The following is an 18,435-nucleotide window of genomic DNA, read 5'->3' as shown; positions in this document are numbered from 1 at the left end:
ATGTTTCTTAGTAGTGGGTATAATCTATGTCATAATGACATAAATAATAATGAAAGACTGACATTTGTGTGCTCAGTCTTTTTTTATAGTCAAGGACCTGTAGCGGAAATGAATAAAAAATGAACAATGATTCATTTTCTATTCATTTCAAATTGTAACCATTTACGTAATAGTCTATAATAGAGTAATAAGTGAAAATTTTCTAACACCATTTGAGGAGGGGACATATGGAACAAAAGCCTTGGCTGTCACAGTATCCAAAGGAAATACCGGCAACGTTATCATATGAAGAAAAACCGGTCCATTCTTATTTAACGGAAGCAGCGAAGAATTACTCAAATAAAATAGCCGTTCATTTTATGGGAAAAAATATTACGTATCAGGAAATTTATGAATCCGCACTAAAATTTGCAAATTATTTAAGAAAACTAGGAATAAAAAAAGGCGACAGAGTTGCTATAATGCTGCCAAATGGTCCACAATCAGTTATCGGTTATTTTGGAGTATTATATGCAGGAGGAGTTGTAGTACAGACAAATCCTCTTTATACAGAAAGAGAATTGGAATATCAAATGGAAGATTCAGGAGCAGAAGTTATTTTAACATTGGATATTTTATTCCCCCGAGTGAGTAAAGTGATGGGAAAAACATCAATCAAACATATAATTGTAACCGCTGTCAAAGATTATTTGCCTTTCCCGAAAAACTTAATATATCCCTTTATTCAAAAGAAACAAACAGGGATAGCCGTGAATATTAATCATGAAGGTAACCATCATCTATTAAAGAGAATACTAACTGATATGCAGGCCATTCCGTTAGAAAATGAATTTGATTTTGAAAACGATCTCGCGTTGTTACAATATACAGGTGGGACGACGGGTTTTCCAAAAGGTGTTATGTTAACTCATAAAAACTTAATTGCAAATGCATCTATGTGTGATGCTTGGATTTATAAGGCAAAAAAGGGAGAAGAAACGGTTCTGGGCCTATTACCATTCTTCCATGTTTATGGAATGACAGCTGTCTTACTGCTTTCAGTCATGCAAGGATATAAAATGGTATTACTCCCTAAATTTGATGCAGAAACTACATTAAAAACGATTCAAAAACAGCGACCAACAATATTTCCTGGTGCTCCAACAATTTATATTGGTTTATTAAATCATCCAAATATTGAAAAATACGATTTATCATCCATTAATTCATGTGTAAGCGGCTCAGCAGCCTTACCAATTGAAGTACAGCAAAAATTTGAAAAGGTTACTGGTGGAAAATTAGTTGAAGGATATGGTTTATCCGAATCCTCACCAATTACTCATGCCAATTTTTTATGGTCAGGAGAAAGGGTGAAAGGAAGTATTGGCGTTCCGTGGCCAGATACGGATGCTGCAATTTTTTCATTGGAGGATGGAAAGCCTTTACCGGCGGGTGAAATAGGAGAACTCGCAGTTAAAGGCCCACAAGTGATGAAAGGCTATTGGAATCGACCGGAAGAGACTGAGCAAGTATTAAAAGATGGCTGGTTATTTACTGGCGATGTGGGTTACATGGATGAACAAGGATATTTCTATATCGTGGATCGGAAAAAAGATATTATCATTGCGGGTGGTTATAATATATATCCTCGTGAAATTGAGGAAGTTTTATATGAGCATCCTGATATCCAAGAGGCTGTCGTAGCTGGTATACCTGATCCGTATAGAGGAGAGACTGTAAAAGCCTATGTTGTATTAAAAGAAAACGCAAAAGTAACTGAAGAAGAATTAAATAAATTTTCTCGAAAATATTTAGCCGCATATAAGGTGCCTAGATTGTATGAATTTAGGAATGAATTGCCAAAAACAGCAGTCGGAAAAATTTTAAGACGCTCATTAATAGATGAAGAACGCAAAAAGCTCGAAAAAGACGACAAATTAGGGTAAGCTAATTTTCTAGAGCCGTGCGTGGCTCTTCACTTTTTTAAGAAGTTGCTTGACAGAGAATGTGTTTCACATTATTATAAAACTATGAATGAATGGTCATTCATTTTTTAAAAGAAAATGAGAGTGTGTGGAATTAATTATTGTGGGAAAGCATTTTGACCTTCACCTCTCGCTTTAAATTGAAAGGTGTGGTGTAGGTTATATATGAAAACAAATAAACCGAAATACAGACAAATCATTGATGCAGCAGTTATAGTGATTGCCGAAAATGGTTATCATCAAGCACAAGTTTCCAAGATTGCGAAGCAAGCAGGTGTTGCAGATGGGACAATCTATTTATATTTTAAGAATAAAGAAGATATCCTCATTTCATTGTTTCAAGAGAAAATGGGAATGTTTATCGAAAAAATTGATGAAGAAATAGCAGGAAAACGGACAGCTGCGGAGAAGTTATTAGTAATGGTTGAAAGTCATTTCAAAATTTTGTCAGACGACCATCAATTGGCCATCGTTACCCAGCTAGAGCTCCGTCAATCGAATAAAGAACTTCGTTTGAAAATAAATGAAGTGTTAAAAGGGTACTTAAAATTAGTCGATAAGATCATTTATCACGGGATAGAAACCGGTGAATTCAAAAAGGATATTGAGGTACGCTTAGTTCGCCAAATGATTTTTGGTACGATTGATGAAACCGTGACAACATGGGTAATGAATGAGGAAAAATATGATTTAGTTGCACTTGCTCCGGCAGTTCAACAATTGCTTATCAATGGTTTTGGAGCATAAAAAATGTCATATCGGTGGGAAGCAACAATCTCACCGATTCACGCATAACAAAACGGCAAGGGGGATGGAAATGGAGTACATACAAATAAAGAAAGAAAATCAGGTAGCGTTCATTTCGATTAATCGGCCGCCGGCAAATGCTTTAGGTTCGGCACTAATAGAAGAATTATCACAACTTCTTGACCAAATAGAGGATGACTTTGACACTAGAGTTTTAGTTCTTCACGGGGAAGGACGCTTCTTTTCTGCAGGTGCTGATATTAAAGAATTTACGACCATTCAATCGAGCGATGATTTCGGAAGTTTGGGTGAAAAAGGTCAAACCCTTTTCGAAAGAATGGAAAGGTTCCCTAAACCAATTATTGCAGCAATACATGGTGCCGCATTAGGCGGTGGCTTGGAATTAGCTATGGCATGTCATATTCGTTTAGTAACGCAAAATGCCAAGCTAGGTTTACCTGAACTTCAATTAGGTTTAGTTCCCGGATTTGCCGGAACTCAAAGATTACCGAGATATGTTGGGATGGCAAAAGCGGCTGAAATGCTTTTTACGAGTGAACCGATAACAGGTGACGAAGCTGTCAAATGGGGACTTGCCAACCATGCTTATTCTGATGAAGAATTATTAAATAAAGCGAAAGAATTAGCAGAGAAAATCGCTAAGAAAAGTCCTGTATCCATTAAGGCTGCAATTGAACTATTAAACTATGGAAAAACGAATCAGTTTTACGATGGTGTAAAACGTGAATCTGAATTATTTGGCGAAGTTTTCAGTTCAAAAGATGGCCAGGAAGGGATCAGAGCATTTATTGAAAAAAGAGAGCCGCATTTTAAAGGTGAGTAAAGGGCATTGCCCTTTCAAATAAATTTAAATTGTTGAAGGAAATATTTGCAGTTTACATTAGTCTTTCAACTAAGGTTAAAATTCAAAATCTTTAAAACAAATGAAATGTTTTTAAATTCTAGGAGGGACTCACATGAATATCTTCGTACTTTTGAAAAGAACATTTGACACAGAGGAAAAAATTACGATCTCGAATGGATCGATTAATGAAGATGGTGCCGAATTCATTATCAATCCTTATGATGAATATGCCGTTGAAGAAGCGATACAAGTTCGTGATGAACATGGTGGTGAAGTAACTGTTGTATCTGTTGGGAGTGAGGAAGCGGAGAAACAGTTACGTACAGCACTTGCTATGGGGGCAGATAAAGCAGTTCTAATCAATACTGAAGACGATTTGGAACATGCTGATCAATTTTCAACGGCAAAAATTCTTGCTGAATACTTAAAAGATAAAGAAGCCGACTTAATTATTGGTGGAAATGTTGCCATTGATGTAGGTTCAGGACAAGTTGGCCCACGTGTTGCGGATCTTCTAGGTATACCGTATGTGACAACGATTACAAAATTAGAGATAAATGGCGAAAATGTCACAGTTGTTCGTGATGTGGAAGGTGACTCGGAAGTAATTGAAACAAAATTACCTTTATTAGTGACTGCGCAACAAGGTTTAAATGAACCAAGATACCCTTCCTTGCCGGGAATAATGAAAGCGAAGAAAAAACCGTTAGAAGAATTAGAATTAGATGATCTAGATCTTGATGAAGATGATGTAGAAGCAAAAACGAAAACGATTGAAGTATTTTTGCCGCCTAAAAAAGAAGAGGGTCGTATTCTTGAAGGTGAATTAACAGATCAAGTTAGCGAACTTGTTAATCTTCTTCATAAAGAAGCAAAAGTCGTTTAATTTTCAATTTAGTTTCAAACAATTGACCAATCTATGTTCACTTACAGGAGGTAATTCAAATGGCTAGAAAAGTGTTAGTACTGGGAGAAGTTCGTGACGGATCATTACGTAATGTTTCTTTTGAAGCTATCGCAGCAGGAAAAACGGTTGCTGAAGGTGGAGAAGTAGTTGCTGTTTTATTAGGTGATAATGTAAACGCTTTAGGACAAGAACTAATCCAATACGGTGCCGATCGTGTCGTTGTTGTTGAAGATGAAAAATTAAGTCAATACTCTTCAGACGGTTTTTCTCAAGCTTTTATGGCTGTAGTTGATTCCGAAAAACCTGACGGAATCGTATTTGGCCATACAGCGCTTGGAAAAGATTTATCACCAAAAATCGCAAGTAAATTAGAAACAGGATTAATTTCAGATGCTACTGATGTGGAGGTTGCTGGTGGAAATTTAGTTTTTACTAGACCAATTTATTCCGGAAAGGCATTTGAAAAGAAAATTGTTACTGACGGAGTGATCTTTGCAACCGTTCGTCCGAATAACATTGCACCTTTAGAAAAGGATGAGTCCAGGACTGGTGATGTTAGCAAAGTCACAGCCGAAATTAAAGATCTTCGTACAATTATTAAAGAAGTTGTACGTAAAGCGAGTGAAGGTGTTGACTTATCAGAAGCAAAGGTTGTCATTGCTGGGGGACGTGGAGTTAAGAGTGCAGATGGTTTCGAACCATTAAAAGAATTAGCGAATGTACTTGGTGGTGCAATTGGTGCTTCACGTGGTGCATGTGACGCAGATTATTGCGATTATTCCTTACAAATCGGCCAAACAGGTAAAGTAGTTACTCCAGATCTGTATATTGCATGTGGTATTTCAGGAGCTATTCAACATTTAGCTGGAATGTCTAACTCGAAAGTGATTGTTGCCATTAATAAAGATCCTGAAGCGAATATCTTCAAAGTAGCCGATTATGGGATTGTAGGAGATTTGTTCGAGGTTGTACCAATGCTAACAGAGGAATTCAAAAAATTAAAAGTAGCATCTTCATAATAAATAACACTTGGCAGAGAAAGAATTTTTCTTTCTCTGTTTTTTATTTTTTCGTAATCTAGGACAATACTTGTTCAATAAAATAGAAAGGAAGGTGTTTTGTTAAGGGAGGGATTAGCAAGATTGACCTATCAAATGATGATTTCCCAACAATTAAAATGGAATATTCCTTTTCTTATTATTTGTGTTTTAATTATTGGACTTTCCTATTTTTTTACAGGAAAAAGGCAGCTAAATCAGTTCATCCTTTTTAGTGGTGGAATGATTCTATTGTATTTATTACAAGGTTCTCCTCTTCGTACAATTAGTCATTTGACTTTCACAACCCATATGCTACAAATTAGTCTATTATATTTTATTGTTCCTCAGTTCCTTTTACTAGGAATGACAACAACATTTTATCAAAAGGTAAGCCATTCATTACTAAAGCATATAAAAATAGATTCTTATTTTTTTATCATTCTCTTTTCCTTTTTCCTATATATTTACCATCTTCCCGTTGTTTTTACCTTTATCACTTCTCACAAAATTTATCACGATCTATCCATATGGATTTTATTCATCCTTGCCTTGCTAAAGTGGGCACCATATATATTCTCAAAAAAACAGCAAAATATTTGTTTTGAAGCTTCTTATAAAAAGATTAATGTGTGGCTTATTACACCAGCTTGCCTTTTGTTAATCATGCTTCCTGTTCAAGAGACTAACCCCTTACTGAACCAAATGATCAATTTATGTATTCCACCAAGTATAAATGTTGAATTTTTTAAACCAATGATAGACATCCAACTTGATCAACAAATTGCCGGAATTCTTATGTTTTTTATTCATAAATCTAGTTTTCTATGCGCAAGAAGTTTGGCAAAGTTAGAAATGAATAAGCAGGAAACGATATGTATCATCGATTTCTTTTTTAAACGACGGTTCTAGTCCATATTTATAAAAATAAACTAGTAATAAATATGGGCTAAAGTTGGGTGAAATGTATGGTTGAATCAATGCAAATAGATATTAAAGGGATGCATTGTAGTGCATGCGCAACGAGAATCGAAAAAGTAGTTACGAAAATGGACGGCGTACTAAAAGTTAATGTTAATTTAGCAACCGAAAAAGGAAGAGTGATGTTTGACCCTAATCAAACAAGTAAACTTCAAATCTTAAATAAAATAAAAAAAATTGGATTTGAACCGATTATTTCCAGAAATACAAGTCATTCTACCGAATCAAAAAGAAAGGAAATGGTTCGGTTAACGTGGAAATTTATCATCTCCGCGATTCTTTCAATCCCACTAATTTGGACAATGTTGTCACATATGAATCTTTCATTTATACCAATTCCGGAGATTTTTCTAAATCCTTTGTTTCAACTAACACTCGCCACACCTGTCCAATTTATTATTGCTTATCCTTTTTATGAAGGAGCATGGAGTGCAATTAAAAATCGACAGGCAAATATGGATGTATTGGTAGTCTTAAGTACCACTGCCGCTTATTTTTATAGTCACTTCTTAACATTTACACCATCAAATAATAATGGGCTCCATTATGAAACGAGTGTTTTAATCATTACGTTTGTTTTATTAGGAAAATTAATGGAAGCTAAAACGAAGAGAAAGACAATGGATGCAATAAAAAAGCTGAATCAATTACAAGTAAAGTCAGCAATAAAGTACGAGAACGGGGAAGAATCGGAAACGTTTATCCATCAAATTGTTCCAGGTGATGTACTACTCGTTAAACCGGGTGAAAAAATTCCAATTGATGGACAGGTTGTTGAAGGGACATCAACAGTTAATGAAGCAATGTTAACAGGGGAAAGCATTCCGGTTGAAAAAAGTATTGGTAATAATGTTTATTCTGGAACGATCAATGAAAATGGCGTATTGAAAATAAAAGCAACGAAAAAAGAATCAGAAACAATTCTATCAAAAATTATTGGAATTGTAGAAGAAGCTCAAATTTCCAAGCCACCCATCCAACATATTGCGGATAAATTTACCGGAATTTTTGTTCCTATCGTTATCATCATTGCGATTGCAACCTTTTTATTATGGTACGTAAATTTAAATCCTGGACAGATGGGAGATGCAATTGAGAAAGCGATAGCTGTATTAATTATTTCTTGTCCTTGTGCATTAGGATTGGCAACCCCAACATCAATAATGGTTGGAAGCGGAAGAGCTGCCCAATTAGGTATCCTTTTTAAAGAGGGGAAAATGATTGAACTCCTTTCAAAAAACAACATGGTTGTCCTTGATAAGACAGGAACAATTACAAAAGGTGAACCAGCAGTTACAGATATAATGGTGCGAAATTTAGAAGAAAAACTATTTCTCCAATTAATTGGAGCAATAGAAAAAAACACGAACCACCCAATTGCAAAAGCGATTGTTAAAGATGTCGAAAAACGGGTGGATTTAATCCCGAATATTGGGAGCGCAACAACAATTCCGGGTCATGGAGTTAAAGCAACTGTAGATGGAAAACAAATTGTCATTGCGAACCCCTCGTATTTTAAAAAACAAGGAAATAGTACATTCAAGGATATTGAAAAAGATGTTAAGGGACTGGAGGACGAAGGGAAAACCGTTGTCCTTGTTTCAATGGAGGAGCAGCTTCAAGGAATGATTGCAGTCGCAGATGAAATGAAGGATACTTCTGAAAAGGCAATAGCAAGACTAAAAAAGTTGGGGCTTTCCGTATCGATGCTATCTGGTGATAATAAAAACACAGCAAAATTAGTAGCGAAAAAAGCTGGAATTGAGCATTTTCAAGCTGAAGTTACTCCGCAAATGAAAGCGGAGTTAATCAAAAATTATCAAAATAAAGGACAAGGTGTAATCATGGTGGGTGATGGAATTAATGATGCACCCGCACTAACAGTTGCAAATATAGGGATGGCAATGGGGAATGGATCAGATATTGCCGTTGATTCCGGTGACATAACATTGTTAAACAATGATTTAAATCGAATAGCCGATGCGATTATTATTAGCAAAAAAACAATGTTGAATGTTAAGCAAAATTTCGTGTGGGCGTTTATTTATAATATTATTAGTATCCCACTTGCTATAACGGGTGTATTGCCCCCATGGTTTGCAAGTGCAACGATGGCTTTTAGCTCTGTTTCCGTTGTTTTAAATTCACTAAGGTTAAAAAATATAAGAATATAATCCATTTAGGAATATGCATAACAAAAAAAGTTGTGGGAAGTTTAAAATAGAAACAAATCATTAGCATATGAAAAAGAACGATGTTATACTTGCGTTAGAATTTGTAATACAGTTTTCATAGGAGGTTGTAATTCAATGGCAATTACACATGCAACTGATCAAAATTTTTCTTCAGAAACTTCTGAAGGATTAGTACTAACAGATTTTTGGGCTACATGGTGTGGACCATGTAAAATGATTGCACCAGTACTTGAAGAATTAGATAGTGAAATGGGAGATAAAGTCAAAATCGTTAAACTTGATGTTGATGAAAACCAAGAAACTGCAAGTAAATATGGTGTAATGAGTATCCCGACACTCATCTTAATGAAAGATGGCCAAGAAGTAGATAAAGTAATCGGCTACCAACCAAAAGAAGCATTAGTTGAATTAGTGAACAAGCATCTTTAATAAATATAATCCGAGTCTACACTGACTCGGATTTTTTAAACAATTTCTCCCCACCAATTCCACATTCCAAAAATAACCCATCGATATTGAAAAAGGGGTAAAAAGTATGAATGAAAGAATTAAAAATAAATTGGCAATCCTTCCAGATCAGCCAGGCTGTTATTTAATGAAAGACAGACAAGGGACAATCATCTATGTTGGGAAGGCAAAAATATTAAAAAATCGTGTTAGATCTTATTTTACTGGCTCACATGATGGGAAAACACAAAGGCTTGTTAGTGAAATTGAAGACTTTGAATATATAATTACCTCATCTAATATTGAAGCACTCATCTTAGAAATTAATTTAATTAAAAAGCACGACCCAAAATACAATGTCATGTTAAAAGATGATAAAACTTATCCTTATATTAAACTGACACATGAACGACATCCTAAATTGATAACGACAAGAAAAGTAAAACGTGATAGGGGCAAATACTTTGGACCTTACCCGAATGTTCAAGCAGCAAATGAAACAAAGAAATTATTAGATCGAATTTACCCTCTCAGAAAATGCTCAACATTGCCTGATCGCGTTTGTTTGTATTATCACTTAGGACAATGCCTTGCACCGTGTGTGAATGAAGTAAAGGAAGAAACATATAAAGAAATAGTGGATGACATTAGCCGATTTTTAAATGGTGGTTATAAAGAAATAAAACAAGAGCTTACGAAAAAGATGGAAGATGCTGCCGAAAACTTAGAATTTGAACGAGCAAAAGAATATAGAGACCAAATCATCAATATTGAAACTACAATGGAAAAACAAAAAATCACCATGAATGATTTCACAGATAGAGATGTATTTGGTTTTGCTGTTGATAAAGGGTGGATGTGTGTTCAAGTCTTTTTTATCCGTCAAGGAAAGCTAATTGAACGGGATGTTTCACTGTTTCCTTTTTATGATGAACCGGAAGAGGAATTTTTATCCTTCCTCGGACAATTTTATTTAATGCCGAATCACTTTAAACCTAAAGAAGTTTTACTACCGGAAAAAGTAGATTCAGATCTAGCAAATCAATTATTAGAAACAAAAGTGATTCAACCAAAAAGGGGACAAAAAAGAGAATTAATAAAGCTGGCCGAAAAAAATGCAGCCGTCGCTTTAAAAGAAAAATTTGCCTTAATCGAACGTGATGAAGAACGGACAATTAAAGCGGTCGAAAATCTTGGCGAAGCAATGGGTATTTATACGCCACATCGCATTGAGGCTTTTGATAATTCGAATATTCAAGGAACAAATCCAGTTTCTGCAATGGTTGTATTTGTTGATGGAAAGCCGGAAAAGAAAGAGTATCGAAAGTATAAAATAAAAACAGTTCAAGGTCCGGATGACTATGAATCGATGAGAGAAGTCGTTAGAAGAAGATATGGCAGGGCATTGCGTGAGGAGCTGCCGCTTCCCGATTTGATCATTATTGATGGTGGTAAAGGTCAAATAGAAGCGGCACGGGATATTTTAGAAAATGAACTTGGGTTAACGATCCCGCTAGCCGGATTGGCAAAGGATGAAAAACATAAAACCTCGCAACTATTGTCTGGGAATCCATTGGAGATTGTACCACTTGCAAGAAACAGTCAAGAATTCTACCTTTTACAAAGAATTCAAGATGAGGTTCATCGATTTGCAATTACATTCCACCGTCAGCTTAGAGGCAAAAATGCGTTTCAATCGATGTTAGATGACATTGCAGGAATAGGTCCGAAAAGAAAGAAACAGTTACTTCGCCATTTTGGATCAATGAAAAAAATGAAAGAGGCACCAATCGAAGAGTTTTTAGAACTTGGCATCCCACAAGCATCAGCGAAAGCATTGAAAGAAAAGCTAGATGCACAATAATTTGAAAACTGTGGAAAGTAAGGATAGTCAAGTAAATTTTAATGTGTTATAATGACTTAAAATTAAATCTAACTTTTATTTTAAAATAAGGGTAGAGGTGCGAAACTAAAGAGTAGAGGCTTGGAGAAGTATGAGATTCGATGAAAAGCTTTGAAAGGGAGTTTTGCCGAAGCAAAAACAAGGCTCATTCCTGTTTTTGCTGGTCTAAGCATTTAAGAAATGCTGGACTGTCAAGATGTGTGGTACATCTTGGAGAGCTATCTCGCATAAGGCTATTCGTAATCTGTATATTACGTCTCCTAAAGCAATGAGATAGGTATCTCATTGCTTTTTTTATGCGAAATAGGCGAGTAGCAGTAAAAACATAATTTTGAAAGAAGGCGAAAATTGTTGGCGCGAATCGTACTTAAATTTGGTGGAACCTCAGTTGGGGATGTAAATAGAATAAAAAATACAGCTAACCGAATTATTGATGAAAAAAAGAAAGGCAATCAAGTAGTTGTTGTCGTTTCGGCAATGGGAAAAACAACGGATCAACTCGTGAAGCTTTCAAAAGAAATTTCGTCCTATCCAAGTAAAAGAGAAATGGATATGCTGCTTTCAACAGGTGAACAAATTACTATTTCCCTATTATCGATGGCACTCGCTGAACTAGGTCATACGTCTATATCCTTCACAGGTTGGCAGGCGAATATCTTAACAGAAGATGTACATAGCAATGCTCGAATCATTGATATTAATCCACAAAAAATTATGAATCAATTACAAAATGATCAAATCGTTATTGTAGCGGGGTTTCAAGGTGTCACGACTGATGGCGAAATTACCACATTAGGAAGAGGAGGATCCGACACAACAGCAGTCGCATTAGCCGCAGCGCTGAAAGCTGAGAAATGTATAATTTATACGGATGTGACTGGTGTTTATACTTCTGATCCGCGATATATTCCTCATGCTCGAAAATTAGGCGCAATTTCCTATGATGAAATGTTAGAACTTGCAAATCTTGGAGCGGGGGTTTTACATGCCAGAGCTGTCGAATTCGCTAAAAATTACCAAATACCGTTAGAAGTTTGTTCGAGCTTAGTAAGAGAACCTGGAACAAACATTGAGGAGGAAGTAACAATGGAAAAAAGTTTAATTGTTCGTGGTGTAGCTTTTGAGGACAAAATTACGAGAATCACTATTTTTGGGTTAAAAAATGGATTTAAATACTTATCAACGATATTCACAAAATTAGCTAAACAAAATATTAATGTTGACATTATTATCCAAAATCAAACGGAAGGGGAAGATGCCTATCTCTCATTTTCAATAAAAAATGATGATTTACGTGATACGATTGAGATACTGGAGCAAAATCAAGAATCTTTAGGATTCGATAATTTTGAATATGAATCGGGTCTTGCAAAAGTCTCAATCATTGGTTCAGGGATGATTTCAAATCCGGGAGTTGCCGCTAAAATGTTTGACATTCTATCCATTAATAATATTGAAATAAAAATGGTTAGTACATCAGAAATTAAAGTATCTACGGTAATAGAAGAAAAATATATGATAGAAGCAACACAAGCTCTACATACCGCATTTGAGCTTGAGAAGGTTGAACTAGAGGTAAAATAAAAGAAAGAAAAGCCTAGGAAATCCTAGGCTTTTCTTAAACATCCGTATCTTTTAGATCCCATTGCACAATAATTTTAACTTTTTTATGACGTTTAACGATTTCTTCATATGCTTCTGTTCTTACTTTTTTCTGTGATTGAATTTGTTCGGCTAAAAAACCGGCTTCAAGTTTAAAACTTGATTCTGTTTTCAATTCAATTTGCCGACTAATTAATGGACTTGTTAGTTCCAATTCCATTCCTTTTTTTTCGTCTTTTGTAATTCGAAGGTTTCCCCAACCTGCTTCATCAAAAAAAGATATGATTTCATTTATCGACATAAGTGGGAATTTTCGAGCTAGTAGCTTACCTGACCAATAAAGAATATCCGGAGTTTCTTTCCCTAATATTTCGGGTAATAATATATCGCGAATTAATTCATAACCGAACGCCGGAATGGAAAGTTCATTATTTTCCGTATTTATTTCTAATTCTGCAGAAGATTTCACGTAATTCCCCTCTTTCTCTATAGTTATATTATATACAAAATTTTATTTCAGTTTAATATAAATTTTGGTAAGTTATTTGATTTAAATTTTTTCGGAAAATTTGAGACAAACTATATATTGGAGAAATTTAATGTATTATCAATGATTTACATGTTTGAAACAGCAAAAAAGCATCCCTTTTTTTGTCGAATTCGTGTATCCGTTTCCTTGACGCTTACCTAGTGCGGGAGTAAAATGGATATGTCACATAATTGTTATGAAATTGCATGGTATTCAAAATCTAATTTTGAATAATTTTGCTATGCACACGCTTTTATTATTAAGGGGGGTAAAATGTGGCCGGAAATCGTGAGTTTTTAAATCGCAGATTGCATTCATTACTAGGTGTTGTGCCAATTGGTATCTTTTTAATTGTCCACTTAGTTGTGAACCATTTTGCTACAGGCGGAGAGGAATCATTTAACAATGCCGTAGGCTTTATGGAAAGTCTTCCATTCCTCATTTTCGTTGAAATCATTGTAATTTATTTACCTTTGCTGTTTCACGCAATTTATGGACTATATATTGCATTCACAGCAAAAAACAATACGAGTAGATTAGGCTATTTTCGAAATTGGATGTTTTTATTCCAACGAATTTCTGGTGTAATTGTTTTGATTTTCCTTGCGTGGCACGTTTATGAAACTAGAATTCAAGCGGCTTTAGGAAATGCAACTCTTGATTTTAGTTTAATGGAGAATGTTTTCTCTAATCCTTGGATGATCGCATTTTACATAATTGGCCTAATTGCGACAACATTCCATTTCTCTAATGGATTATGGTCTTTCTGTGTTAGCTGGGGAATTACTCAATCACCACGTTCACAACAAATTACATCTTATGTTGTATTAGTTATATTTGTTGTATTATCAATTATCGGTATTCGTGCTATCTTCGCTTTTGTATAAGACAAAGCGAAACAATCATGTTCGTAAACATGTTTAAAGAAGGAGTGAGTCTTGAGTGAGTAAAGGAAAAATCATCGTAGTCGGTGGAGGCTTAGCCGGCTTGATGTCAACAATAAAAGTAGCAGAAGCAGGAAAACAAGTGGACTTATTTTCATTAGTACCAGTAAAACGTTCTCACTCTGTATGTGCACAAGGTGGAATTAATGGTGCGGTGAATACGAAAGGTGAAGGAGATTCACCATGGATTCATTTTGATGATACAGTTTATGGCGGAGATTTCTTAGCAAATCAACCGCCAGTTAAAGCAATGTGTGATGCTGCTCCTGGAATTATTCATTTATTTGATCGTATGGGTGTAATGTTTAACCGTACACCAGAAGGTTTACTTGATTTCCGTCGTTTCGGTGGAACGCAACATCACCGTACAGCATTTGCAGGTGCAACGACAGGACAACAATTATTATATGCACTTGATGAACAGGTTCGTCGTCATGAAGTAGCTGGACTTGTGAATAAGTTCGAAGGATGGGAATTCCTAGGTATTGTTAAGGATGATGAAGGAGTTTGCCGAGGAATTGTTGCCCAAAATCTTACTTCAATGGAAATTCAATCTTTTGAAGCGGATGCGGTTATCGTCGCTTCAGGTGGTCCTGGAATTATCTTTGGTAAATCTACTAACTCAATTATTAATACTGGTTCAGCTGCATCTATTGTTTACCAACAAGGTGCAACCTATGCTAATGGTGAATTTATTCAAATCCATCCTACAGCAATTCCTGGTGATGACAAACTGCGCTTAATGAGTGAGTCTGCACGTGGTGAAGGTGGACGGGTTTGGACATATAAAGACGGTAAACCTTGGTATTTCTTAGAGGAGAGATATCCTGCTTACGGAAACCTAGTACCTCGAGATATCGCTACACGTGAAATATTTAACGTATGTGTAGATATGAAGCTTGGAATCAATGGAGAAAACATGGTTTATCTTGATCTTTCACATAAAGATCCGCATGAGCTTGATGTAAAACTTGGTGGAATCATTGAAATTTACGAAAAGTTCGTAGGTGAAGATCCACATAAAGTACCTATGAAAATCTTCCCTGCAGTTCACTACTCAATGGGCGGTTTATGGGTTGACTATAAACAACATACGAAAATTCAAGGATTATTTGCAGCAGGTGAGTGTGATTATTCACAACATGGTGCTAACCGTTTAGGTGCAAACTCATTATTATCTGCTATTTATGGCGGTATGGTTGCAGGTCCTGAAGCAGTTAATTATATTGATGGATTAGAAAAAAGCACAGATAGCTTATCCTCTTCTATCTTTGATAAAGCTGTTAAAAAAGAAGAAGATAAATGGAATAATATCTTATCCTTAAATGGTACGGAAAATGCATATCTTCTTCATAAAGAACTTGGGGAATGGATGACTGATAATGTAACTGTTGTTCGTTACAATGATCGTCTTCAAAAAACGGATGATAAAATTCTTGAATTAATGGAACGTTACAATAATATTAACGTGAATGATACGGCAAAATGGAGTAACCAAGCGGCAACATTTACACGCCAATTAAAAAATATGCTGCATCTAGCTCGTGTAATTACGATTGGTGCATTAAATCGTAATGAAAGTCGCGGTGCTCATTACAAACCTGATTTTGCTAAACGTAATGATGAAGAATGGTTAAAAACTACTATGGCTGATTTCGATGCTTCTACTAATACTCCGAAATTTAGCTATGAGGATGTAGATGTATCCCTTATTAAGCCTCGTGAACGTGACTATACTAAGAAACATTAATACGTATTAATGTTAAAGCGATAAGCCTGTAAACGTGACTATACTATAATGAAAGAGGAGAAATAAGGATGAGTGAACAAAAAACGGTACGCTTTATTATAACTCGTCAAGATAATCCAAATTCTACTCCATATCAAGAAGAATTTGAATTACCGTATCGTCCAAATATGAACGTAATTTCATCATTGATGGAAATTCGCCGTAATCCAGTTAACGCAAAAGGCGAAAAAACGACTGCAGTCACTTGGGATATGAACTGTTTAGAAGAAGTTTGTGGCGCATGTTCTATGGTTATTAATGGGAAGCCAAGACAGTCATGTTCTGCACTAGTCGATAAATTAGAACAGCCGATTCGTCTTGAACCGATGCGTACATTCCCGGTTATCCGTGATCTCCAAGTAGATCGAAGCCGTATGTTTGACTCTTTGAAAAAGGTTAAAGCATGGATTCCGATTGATGGAACATATGATCTTGGTGAAGGACCACGTATGCCTGAGAAAAAACGTCAATGGGCATATGAACTTTCTAAATGCATGACATGTGGGGTTTGTTTAGAAGCTTGTCCGAATGTTAACAGTAAATCTAACTTCATTGGACCTGCACCACTTTCACAAGTACGTTTATTCAACAGCCATCCTACGGGTGCGATGAATAAAGATGAGCGTTTAGAAGCAATTATGGGAGATGGTGGACTTGCTAACTGTGGTAACTCACAAAACTGCGTGCAGTCTTGCCCGAAAGGTATTCCTTTAACAACGTCTATTGCTTCCCTAAATAGAGCGACGACATTCCAAATGTTTAAGAACTTCTTCGGAAGCGATCATATGGTAGACTAAATATATAAGAAAGGCCTTCAAGCTAAATGTTTGAAGGCTTTTCTTTTTAATTTTCTTTCAACTATTTTATATTCTCGGTATAATAAAAAGAGAATGAATACTCATTCATTTCAAAAGGGGGAGAATTATATGAAGAAGATTTCTTATATTGAAGATGTTCATGAATGGCAAAAGGGTTTTACTTTTTATCATCCTGTTAAAGTTCGCTTTTCCGAAACAGATATGTATGGCCATTTAAATAATACCGTTCCATTTACATATTTTGAAGAAGCACGAATCGAATTTTTAAAGCAAATAGAATTTATGCAAGACTGGTTAAAAGAAGAAAGTGAAACAATTCCGGTAGTTGCTGATTTACAATGTGATTATATTCGTCAAGTGTTTTTTGATGAAAAACTAAAAGTTTTTGTCAAAGCAAATAAAATCGGTACATCTTCTGTTGATCTTCATTATATGGCAATTAATGAGCAAAATGATGTTTGTTTTGTTGGACGGGGAGTAATGGTGCAAATTTCTAAAAAGACAGGCAAGGGGGTTGCGTGGTCAGAAGAGGAAAAAGAAAAATTAATCTCAAATGGATAAGCTGCTGAAAGTTGAAATTTGAATTAAATATAGGTAACAACCTTAAATTATATAAATAATTTGCACATTTTTGCTGTTTTCTTCACTTCCTTGCCAATACGATGTCACTCTACTTATTTCTCTCACATATGATAATTTGACAATCAAAATACCCATCCCCGCGGTTTAAAGCTGGCGAAGGCAAGGAGGGTTACAATAGTTGAAGGACAACGAATTCACACACAAACCGCTGCTTACAAAAAGAGAAAGAGAAGTGTTCGAGCTGTTAGTTCAAGATAAAACGACGAAAGAAATTGCAAGCGAATTGTTTATTAGCGAAAAAACAGTTCGAAATCATATTTCCAATGCCATGCAAAAGCTTGGAGTCAAGGGGCGTTCTCAAGCTGTGGTTGAACTTCTTCGCATGGGAGAGTTAAAGCTTTAACCGAAAAACCGGCTGCTAATTAGCAGTCGGTTTTGTCATATTATTAAAGATTGTTACTGCTATAAAACAAATCATGCTTGAATTTTTAATAAAAAAAGGTGACAATATTTTTAGTGGATTTTAAATAAAAACCATCGTATAAATTTAAGATGCCAATGAAGTTAGGTTTTTCTTATAGAAATATGAGCAATTGGATTACGCCATTTTCTTCAAATCTAACCTCTAACCTTTGACTTCTAACTGATAGGGGGTTCTTCATTAATGAATAATGAAGGAAATGTACAAATACACGCAGCAGTGGATGTGGCGGCTATAGAAAAAGATTTACGGTATATAGCAGCGATCATCAAACAAAAGGGAAGAGAATTACTTAGTGAATATACAATTACACCTCCCCAATTCGTCGCTCTGCAATGGTTATTTGAAGACGGAGATATGACCATTGGTGAGTTGTCTAATAAAATGTATTTGGCTTTTAGCACGACGACCGATTTAATTGACCGTATGGAAAAAAACGAACTGGTTGTTCGAGTAAAAGACCCACACGATCGCAGAGTGGTACGAATTCACCTATTGGCGAAGGGCGAAAAGATGATTGAAGAAGTCATCCAAAAACGACAAGGATATTTGCAAGACATATTAGTAAATTTTTCAGTTGATGAGGTTATTCATTTAAAGAAAAGCCTTATTAAATTACATCAAGAAATGAAAGCAGAATGAGG

The 18,435-nt window shown here is 35.5% G+C and carries 17 protein-coding genes and 1 riboswitch; of the genes, 16 read left to right on the top strand and 1 reads right to left on the bottom strand.

The window, feature by feature from the left end:
• Nucleotides 1–227 precede the first annotated feature (227 nt).
• From MKY81_RS18560 to MKY81_RS18515, 10 genes are all read left to right on the top strand, one after another.
• On the top strand, nt 228–1,925 hold the full coding sequence (locus MKY81_RS18560; RefSeq protein WP_108070335.1) for an AMP-binding protein: 1,698 nt from the start codon (nt 228–230) through the stop codon (nt 1,923–1,925).
• A gap of 204 nt (nt 1,926–2,129) precedes the next feature.
• Complete coding sequence (locus MKY81_RS18555) at nt 2,130–2,711, top strand: TetR/AcrR family transcriptional regulator (RefSeq protein WP_066227065.1); 582 nt, start codon at nt 2,130–2,132, stop codon at nt 2,709–2,711.
• A 70-nt stretch (nt 2,712–2,781) separates the two neighbouring features.
• Nucleotides 2,782–3,555, top strand: coding sequence for an enoyl-CoA hydratase (locus MKY81_RS18550; protein WP_066227068.1), 774 nt, complete (start codon nt 2,782–2,784; stop codon nt 3,553–3,555).
• 133 nt (nt 3,556–3,688) lie between these two features.
• Entirely contained in the window at nt 3,689–4,462 is a 774-nt protein-coding gene (locus MKY81_RS18545) for an electron transfer flavoprotein subunit beta/FixA family protein (protein ID WP_341118517.1), read from the top strand.
• A gap of 59 nt (nt 4,463–4,521) precedes the next feature.
• Complete coding sequence (locus MKY81_RS18540; protein WP_066227075.1) at nt 4,522–5,502, top strand: electron transfer flavoprotein subunit alpha/FixB family protein; 981 nt, start codon at nt 4,522–4,524, stop codon at nt 5,500–5,502.
• 138 nt (nt 5,503–5,640) lie between these two features.
• Nucleotides 5,641–6,432 (top strand): cytochrome c oxidase assembly protein, encoded by a 792-nt coding sequence (locus tag MKY81_RS18535; protein WP_341118515.1) that lies wholly within the window; start codon nt 5,641–5,643, stop codon nt 6,430–6,432.
• 56 nt (nt 6,433–6,488) lie between these two features.
• A complete protein-coding gene (locus tag MKY81_RS18530; protein ID WP_341118514.1) occupies nt 6,489–8,675 on the top strand; it encodes a heavy metal translocating P-type ATPase in 2,187 nt (728 codons plus the stop codon).
• A gap of 135 nt (nt 8,676–8,810) precedes the next feature.
• Nucleotides 8,811–9,125, top strand: a complete 315-nt coding sequence (trxA, locus tag MKY81_RS18525; protein WP_066227084.1) for a thioredoxin — start codon at nt 8,811–8,813, stop codon at nt 9,123–9,125.
• 106 nt (nt 9,126–9,231) lie between these two features.
• Entirely contained in the window at nt 9,232–11,007 is a 1,776-nt protein-coding gene (gene uvrC, locus MKY81_RS18520) for an excinuclease ABC subunit UvrC (protein ID WP_066227086.1), read from the top strand.
• 84 nt (nt 11,008–11,091) lie between these two features.
• Nucleotides 11,092–11,275, top strand: a riboswitch (Lysine riboswitch).
• 122 nt (nt 11,276–11,397) lie between these two features.
• Nucleotides 11,398–12,630 carry an aspartate kinase gene (locus MKY81_RS18515; RefSeq protein ID WP_066227091.1) on the top strand — a complete coding sequence of 411 codons (1,233 nt, stop codon included), beginning with the start codon at nt 11,398–11,400 and terminating at the stop codon, nt 12,628–12,630.
• A 34-nt stretch (nt 12,631–12,664) separates the two neighbouring features.
• On the opposite strand, the gene MKY81_RS18510 is transcribed toward MKY81_RS18515, so the two are convergent.
• On the bottom strand, nt 12,665–13,117 hold the full coding sequence (locus tag MKY81_RS18510; RefSeq protein ID WP_066227094.1) for a YslB family protein: 453 nt from the start codon (nt 13,115–13,117) through the stop codon (nt 12,665–12,667).
• A 335-nt stretch (nt 13,118–13,452) separates the two neighbouring features.
• Here MKY81_RS18510 and MKY81_RS18505 point away from each other — a divergent pair, with 335 nt between their 5' ends.
• The 6 genes from MKY81_RS18505 to MKY81_RS18480 all read left to right on the top strand — a co-directional run bounded on the left by MKY81_RS18505 (nt 13,453) and on the right by MKY81_RS18480 (nt 18,433).
• Nucleotides 13,453–14,064, top strand: coding sequence for a succinate dehydrogenase cytochrome b558 subunit (locus tag MKY81_RS18505; RefSeq protein ID WP_341118512.1), 612 nt, complete (start codon nt 13,453–13,455; stop codon nt 14,062–14,064).
• A 55-nt stretch (nt 14,065–14,119) separates the two neighbouring features.
• A complete protein-coding gene (gene sdhA, locus MKY81_RS18500; RefSeq protein ID WP_108070345.1) occupies nt 14,120–15,871 on the top strand; it encodes a succinate dehydrogenase flavoprotein subunit in 1,752 nt (583 codons plus the stop codon).
• A 68-nt stretch (nt 15,872–15,939) separates the two neighbouring features.
• Nucleotides 15,940–16,707 (top strand): succinate dehydrogenase iron-sulfur subunit, encoded by a 768-nt coding sequence (gene sdhB, locus MKY81_RS18495; protein WP_066227103.1) that lies wholly within the window; start codon nt 15,940–15,942, stop codon nt 16,705–16,707.
• Nucleotides 16,708–16,836: 129 nt separating this feature from the next.
• Complete coding sequence (locus MKY81_RS18490) at nt 16,837–17,289, top strand: acyl-CoA thioesterase (protein WP_066227106.1); 453 nt, start codon at nt 16,837–16,839, stop codon at nt 17,287–17,289.
• A 199-nt stretch (nt 17,290–17,488) separates the two neighbouring features.
• A complete protein-coding gene (locus tag MKY81_RS18485; RefSeq protein ID WP_055739090.1) occupies nt 17,489–17,713 on the top strand; it encodes a helix-turn-helix domain-containing protein in 225 nt (74 codons plus the stop codon).
• A 261-nt stretch (nt 17,714–17,974) separates the two neighbouring features.
• Nucleotides 17,975–18,433, top strand: coding sequence for a MarR family winged helix-turn-helix transcriptional regulator (locus tag MKY81_RS18480; protein WP_108070346.1), 459 nt, complete (start codon nt 17,975–17,977; stop codon nt 18,431–18,433).
• Nucleotides 18,434–18,435: the final 2 nt, after the last annotated feature.

This window comes from Heyndrickxia sp. FSL W8-0423, assembly GCF_038009395.1.
GTDB lineage: Bacteria > Bacillota > Bacilli > Bacillales > Bacillaceae_C > Heyndrickxia > Heyndrickxia sporothermodurans.
Note: the sequence above shows the minus strand (reverse complement) of the source record. Positions and strands in the feature narration are given on the sequence as shown.

Excerpts from the sequence above, each read along its gene's own strand:
- MKY81_RS18560 (WP_108070335.1), top strand. The coding sequence starts at position 228 with ATGGAACAAAAGCCTTGGCTGTCACAGTATCCAAAGGAAATACCGGCA.
- MKY81_RS18555 (WP_066227065.1), top strand. The coding sequence starts at position 2,130 with ATGAAAACAAATAAACCGAAATACAGACAAATCATTGATGCAGCAGTT.
- MKY81_RS18550 (WP_066227068.1), top strand. The coding sequence starts at position 2,782 with ATGGAGTACATACAAATAAAGAAAGAAAATCAGGTAGCGTTCATTTCG.
- MKY81_RS18545 (WP_341118517.1), top strand. The coding sequence starts at position 3,689 with ATGAATATCTTCGTACTTTTGAAAAGAACATTTGACACAGAGGAAAAA.
- MKY81_RS18540 (WP_066227075.1), top strand. The coding sequence starts at position 4,522 with ATGGCTAGAAAAGTGTTAGTACTGGGAGAAGTTCGTGACGGATCATTA.
- MKY81_RS18535 (WP_341118515.1), top strand. The coding sequence starts at position 5,641 with ATGATTTCCCAACAATTAAAATGGAATATTCCTTTTCTTATTATTTGT.
- MKY81_RS18530 (WP_341118514.1), top strand. The coding sequence starts at position 6,489 with ATGGTTGAATCAATGCAAATAGATATTAAAGGGATGCATTGTAGTGCA.
- trxA (WP_066227084.1), top strand. The coding sequence starts at position 8,811 with ATGGCAATTACACATGCAACTGATCAAAATTTTTCTTCAGAAACTTCT.
- uvrC (WP_066227086.1), top strand. The coding sequence starts at position 9,232 with ATGAATGAAAGAATTAAAAATAAATTGGCAATCCTTCCAGATCAGCCA.
- sdhB (WP_066227103.1), top strand. The coding sequence starts at position 15,940 with ATGAGTGAACAAAAAACGGTACGCTTTATTATAACTCGTCAAGATAAT.
- MKY81_RS18490 (WP_066227106.1), top strand. The coding sequence starts at position 16,837 with ATGAAGAAGATTTCTTATATTGAAGATGTTCATGAATGGCAAAAGGGT.
- MKY81_RS18480 (WP_108070346.1), top strand. The coding sequence starts at position 17,975 with ATGAATAATGAAGGAAATGTACAAATACACGCAGCAGTGGATGTGGCG.